The 5,359-nt window shown below is 63.1% G+C and carries 4 protein-coding genes; 3 read left to right on the top strand and 1 reads right to left on the bottom strand.

The window, feature by feature from the left end; all coding sequences use genetic code 11:
* Window positions 1-142: 142 nt before the first annotated feature.
* Window positions 143-1,828, top strand: a complete 1,686-nt coding sequence (locus ABWP09_RS06035) for a PAS domain-containing sensor histidine kinase (RefSeq protein ID WP_353204241.1) — start codon at window positions 143-145, stop codon at window positions 1,826-1,828.
* 4 nt (window positions 1,829-1,832) lie between these two features.
* Window positions 1,833-2,213: a response regulator transcription factor gene (locus ABWP09_RS06030; protein ID WP_353204240.1), complete on the top strand. Its 381-nt coding sequence runs from the start codon at window positions 1,833-1,835 to the stop codon at window positions 2,211-2,213.
* Window positions 2,214-2,242: 29 nt separating this feature from the next.
* Here ABWP09_RS06030 and ABWP09_RS06025 read toward each other — a convergent pair whose 3' ends face one another.
* Window positions 2,243-3,475: a polyhydroxyalkanoate depolymerase gene (locus tag ABWP09_RS06025; protein WP_353204239.1), complete on the bottom strand. Its 1,233-nt coding sequence runs from the start codon at window positions 3,473-3,475 to the stop codon at window positions 2,243-2,245.
* Between the two features lie 132 nt (window positions 3,476-3,607).
* Between ABWP09_RS06025 and ABWP09_RS06020 the strand changes: the two genes are divergently transcribed.
* Window positions 3,608-5,359: ABC transporter transmembrane domain-containing protein (locus tag ABWP09_RS06020; RefSeq protein WP_502959765.1), on the top strand; the 1,752-nt coding region annotated here is incomplete at its 3' end.

Here is a 5,359-nt window from a genome sequence, read left to right as displayed (position 1 = left end):
GCGTTACCGAAACGACCGGCCAATATCCTCGAATTGATGGGGTTGCGACCGCTCCGCCATGCTACCGACGTTAATCTGCGGCAGGGTACGCATCGCGCAGACTGAGAGCATTGATCGCTCCCGCACAAGCGCGCGAGGGCCAATGCCGAAGATCAGCAACCAAAACCTTGATACCTCGCGCGCGGCGGATGCTCGCCATGCAGCAAGGTCACCCGGCGATGGCCAAGTCCGGGAGAGCCTTCTCGAACATGCAGAACTGTTTGAGCCCGGGGCGGAAGGGGTCCCCCAAACGATCGATCCGGCGCGCGCCATCCACGCTCCCGCAAACACGCATCGCGAAGCCAACCCAGATCATGTACCACCCTCGGACGTCATCGCGCTGATGCTTGCCGATGCAATGCCGCAGATGGTGTGGTCGGCACGCGCAGATGGATACCCCGACTATTTCAACGCCCTTTGGTACGCGGCTACGGGGCTTCCGGACGGGTCGAGCAATGGCTCGGGCTGGAACGACGTGCTGCACATCGACGATCGTCAGCGCGCCTGCACCCTCTGGCGGAGCAGCGTCGAGACGGGTCACCCGTTCGAGATCGAATTTCGGCTCCAATATCACGCATGCGACTATCGGTGGACGCTCGGGCGCGCGCAGCCGATCCGCGATGCAGCGGGTTCGATCATCCGATGGGTTGGCACCTGCACCGACATCGATGACGTCAAGCAAAGGGCGGCCGCCAACGCGCTGCTCACATCCGAACTCAAGCAATCGACCGCGTTGCTGCATACGGTCGTCGAAGTCGTCCCCGGCCCGATCTATGCCAAGGATCGGCAGGGGCGCATATTGTTCGCCAACAAGGCTGCGCTCGACCTGATCGGCAAGCCATTCGCCGACATCGAGAACAGACCGAATATCGCGATCTTCGGGAATGACAGCCAGGCGGACACGGTGCGGGAAAACGATCATCGTGCCATGGACGAAGGTACCACCCGCGAAATTGAGGAAATCATCGACGAACGCGATACCGGGCCGCGCCTGTTCCTGTCGACCAAGGCACCCTTTTTTCAAACCGACGAAAAGGTAGCGGGCCTGGTCAGTCTGTCGATCGACATTACCGAGCGCCAGGAGCTCGCCAAGGAACTTCTTCACGTGTCGAAGCGCACGGCGATGGGCGACATGGCGGCGGCGATCGCACACGAGATCAATCAACCGTTGGCCGCGATCTCGCTATACCTCGAAGCTGCTGACGCTTTGCTTGAGAACGAGAGCTTGCCGGCGCACCGGCCGCTTGCTCTCGCCAAGGATCAATGCCACCGCGCCGGAGAAATCATCAAGCGTGTTCGGTCGTTCGTTTCGGGCAGCGAAGTCGTCAAATGTCCTGAAAATCTAACGATGCTGGTCGATGAGGCCTGCAACCTGGCGCTCATCGGATCGCGCGAAAGCGGCATCACGACGACGGTCGAACACAAGCAGGCAGACACCGCCGTCTTCGCCGACCGGGTACAAATCGAACAGGTCATCATGAATCTGGTTCGCAATGCCATGGACGCGATGGGCGAAATGCGGGCGTCAAAGATTCACATCACGACCACAAACGGCGTCAACGGTATGGCGATGGTGACGGTCAGCGACATCGGCCCGGGAATCAGCTCCGAAGTCGTCGCGCGACTGTATGAACCCTTTGTCAGCACCAAGGGGAAACGGGGCATGGGGGTCGGTCTTTCGATCTGCCGCACCATCGTCGAAGATCACGGCGGCAAGATCTGGGCGGAGCCAGGCGTGTCCACTGGGACCTCCTTCCACTTTACCCTGCCGATTTGTGAAGCGGAATAGCGCTATGACCACACCCTGGATCGTGAGTGTCATCGATGATGACGAACCGGTGCGCAACGCGCTCGCCATGGCGCTGGAAGCGGTCGGCTATAAGACCGCGACGTACCTCGACGCCGACGATTTCCTCGCCCGTGGCCGCGAGGGGTGCGGCGTCGTCGTCAGCGATGTGCGGATGCCCGGGACCAACGGCATCGAACTGACGCGAATCCTGCGAACGCAAGGCGGGAATACGCCCGTCATCTTGATGACCGGACACGCCGACGCGGCGCTGCTTGCGGAAGCGATGAGCGCAGGGGCCGATGCACTTCTCAGCAAACCATTGATGTTAAAAGATATGATGGCCGAAATAGCGCGAACGGCAACCGTTCACGGTCTCTTGCCATAGCGAATGACGGGCCTCCGCCCGTCCCCGCCTCAAGCGTGCGCGGCGATCCATTCCTCAAGCACCGGCGCGATCTTCGTCCGCCATTTGGAGCCGTTGAAGATGCCGTAATGCCCGGCACCCTCGGCCATATAATAGCGCTTCTTGTCCGCGGGCAGGCTGGTCGCGATGTCGAGCGCGGCCTTGGTCTGGCCCAACCCCGAAATATCGTCCTTCTCACCCTCGATCGCGAGGATCGCGATGTCGGTGATCGCGGCCGGATCGACGCGCCGCCCGCGGTGCAGCATCTCGCCCTTGGGCAGCGCATGGTCCTGAAACACCACGTCGATCGTCTGGAGATAGAATTCGGCGGTCATGTCGCAGACCGAGCGATATTCCTCGTAGAAATCCTTGGTCTGCTCGGCTTCCAGATCCTCGCCCTCGACCAGATGTTTGAACATCTCGTAATGGCTCAACATGTGGCTGCCCAGATTCATCGACATGAAGCCAGCGAGCTGCAGGAAGCCCGGATACACCTTGCGCCCCGCACCCGGATATTGCGCCGGGATCGTTGCGATCACATTCTGGCTGAACCAGCTGTGCGGCCGCTCGGTCGCCAGCGTGTTGACCGAGGTCGGTGCCATCCGCGTATCGACCGGCCCGCCCATCATCGTGAGCGTCTTGGGGCGGCACGGATGCTTGTCGGCGCTCATTACGCAGGCGGCGGCATAGCACGGCACCGAAGGCTGGCACACGGCGAGCATATGCGTGCCGCCCTGCCCGTCATTCGGGCCGATCGCTTCGAGGAATTCGATCAGATAATCGACATAATCGTCGAGATCGAAGGTGCCGTCGGATAGCGGCACCAGCTTCGCATCGCGCCAATCGGTGATGTAGACATCCGCCACCGGCAACATCCGCTCGACCGTGCCGCGCAGCAGCGTCGCATAATGGCCCGACATCGGTGCCACGATCAGCAATTTCGGCCCACCCGTCACGCCGGCCCGCGCAAAGCGCTTGAGTTGCCCGAAGGGCTTGCGCAGCACGATCTCCTCGGTCACCGCGACGCTCTTGCCGTCGATCATCGTGCTATCGAGACCGAATTCAGGCTTGCCGCGCGGCGCTGCGGCATGCGCGAACACTTCCAGCGCGGAACTCAGGATCTGACCGCCGCCAAAATAGGCGAACGGATTGGCCGGATTGTTCAACAATTCGGCCCCGAAATCGGCCATCGCGCCCGCGCCGGCCAACATCGATTTCTGCATTTCATAGGCACTGTAGAGCATACCGGACTTTCTAGAAGGCAATCGTTACTTAATCGCTAGCTTATGCCGCACTGCGGAAAACGGCAATGATCGTTTGCCATCCTTTCGGCGATGCGGATTGAGGCGGGCCTCGCGTCCTGCTAGGCGATCGTCATGGCCGATATCGAACCCGCCTTCCCAACCGACGCAACGCCCGCGCCGACTCCGCCCGACAAGCGTAAGCTTAGCAGCCTGGTGATGATCTGGCGCTTCGCCTCGCATTATCCCGCGCAATTGCTGATCGCACTCGCCGCCTTGCTCACGACGTCGGCGGCGACGCTGTACATCCCGTGGAGCATCAAGTCGGTGATCGACCAGGGCTTCACCCATGGCTCGACCGATGCGCATCATATTGACACGATCTTCTACGGCCTGTTCGCGGTCGTCGGCGTGCTCGCGATCGCGACGGCGCTGCGCTTCTATTTCGTCTCCTGGCTGGGCGAACGTACCGTCGCCGACGTGCGGATGGCGGTGCAGGCCAATCTCCTGACGCTCGCGCCGCGCTGGTTCGAGGAGAACCGCCCGTCCGAAGTCGCCTCGCGCCTCACCTCGGACACCGCGCAGATCGAGGTCGCGGTTGGCACCACCGTCTCGGTCGCGCTGCGCAACACGCTGACCGGGATTGGCGGGATCATCTCGCTCTTCGCGCTCGCCCCGAAACTGGCGATCATGCTGATCATCGGCATCCCGATCGTTGTCCTGCCGATCGTCCTGCTCGGGCGGCGCGTGCGCAAATATTCGCGCTCGAGCCAGGACCGCATCGCCGATATCGGATCGATGGCGGTCGAGACGTTCGGCGCGATGAAGATCGTCCAGGCGTTCGGCCAGGAACGCCGCGAGGCCGAGCGTTTCGCCAAGGCGGTCGACAGCAGCTTCGCTGCCGCCAAGCGCCGCATCACGATCCGTGCGATCATGACCGCGCTGGTCATCGGTCTGCTGTTCGGCGCGGTGACGCTGCTGATGTGGTCGACCTTCGCTGACGTCGCGGCCGGTCGGCTGTCGGCGGGCTCGCTGACCGCGTTCATCTTTACCGCCGGGCTCGTGACCGGCGCGTTCACCGCGCTGACCGAGGTCTATGGCGACCTGCTGCGCGCATCGGGCGCGGCCGAGCGGCTGGCCGAACTGCTCAACGAAGAACCCGAAATCCGCGCGCCTGCCACGCCGATCACGCTGCCCGTGCCTGCACGCGGGACGCTCGCGTTCGAACATGTCGAATTCCGCTACCCCACGCGCCGCGATGTCGCCGCGCTACATGATTTCTCGCTCTCCGTCGCACCGGGCGAGACGGTCGCGATCGTCGGGCCGTCGGGGGCGGGCAAGACCACGCTGTTCCAGCTGATCCAGCGTTTCTATGATCCCGATGCCGGGCGCGTGCTGATCGACGGCGTCGATTTGCGCGAGGCCGACCCGGCCGAGGTCCGCGCACGGATCGCAATGGTGCCGCAGGAGCCGGTGATCTTCGGCGCGTCGGCGCGCGACAATCTGCGCTATGGCCGGTGGGATGCGCATGACGACGAGCTCTGGGCCGCCGCCGAAGCGGCCAATGCCGCAGAATTCCTGCGCAAGCTGCCCGAGGGGCTCGACACCTATCTCGGCGAAGGCGGCGCGCGCCTCTCCGGTGGCCAGCGCCAGCGCGTTGCAATCGCCCGCGCGCTACTGCGCGATGCGCCAATCCTGCTGCTCGATGAGGCGACCAGTGCGCTCGATGCCGAGAGCGAGCGGCTTGTCCAGCAAGCGCTTGAACGCTTGATGTCGACGCGCACCACGCTCGTAATCGCCCACCGCCTCGCGACGGTCCGCGCGGCGGAACGCATCATCGTGATGAGCGACGGGCGGATCGTCGAAAGCGGGTCGCATGGGAGCCTG

The organism is Sphingomonas sp., from assembly GCF_040398505.1.
Lineage (GTDB): Bacteria > Pseudomonadota > Alphaproteobacteria > Sphingomonadales > Sphingomonadaceae > Sphingomonas.
Note: the sequence above shows the minus strand (reverse complement) of the source record. Positions and strands in the feature narration are given on the sequence as shown.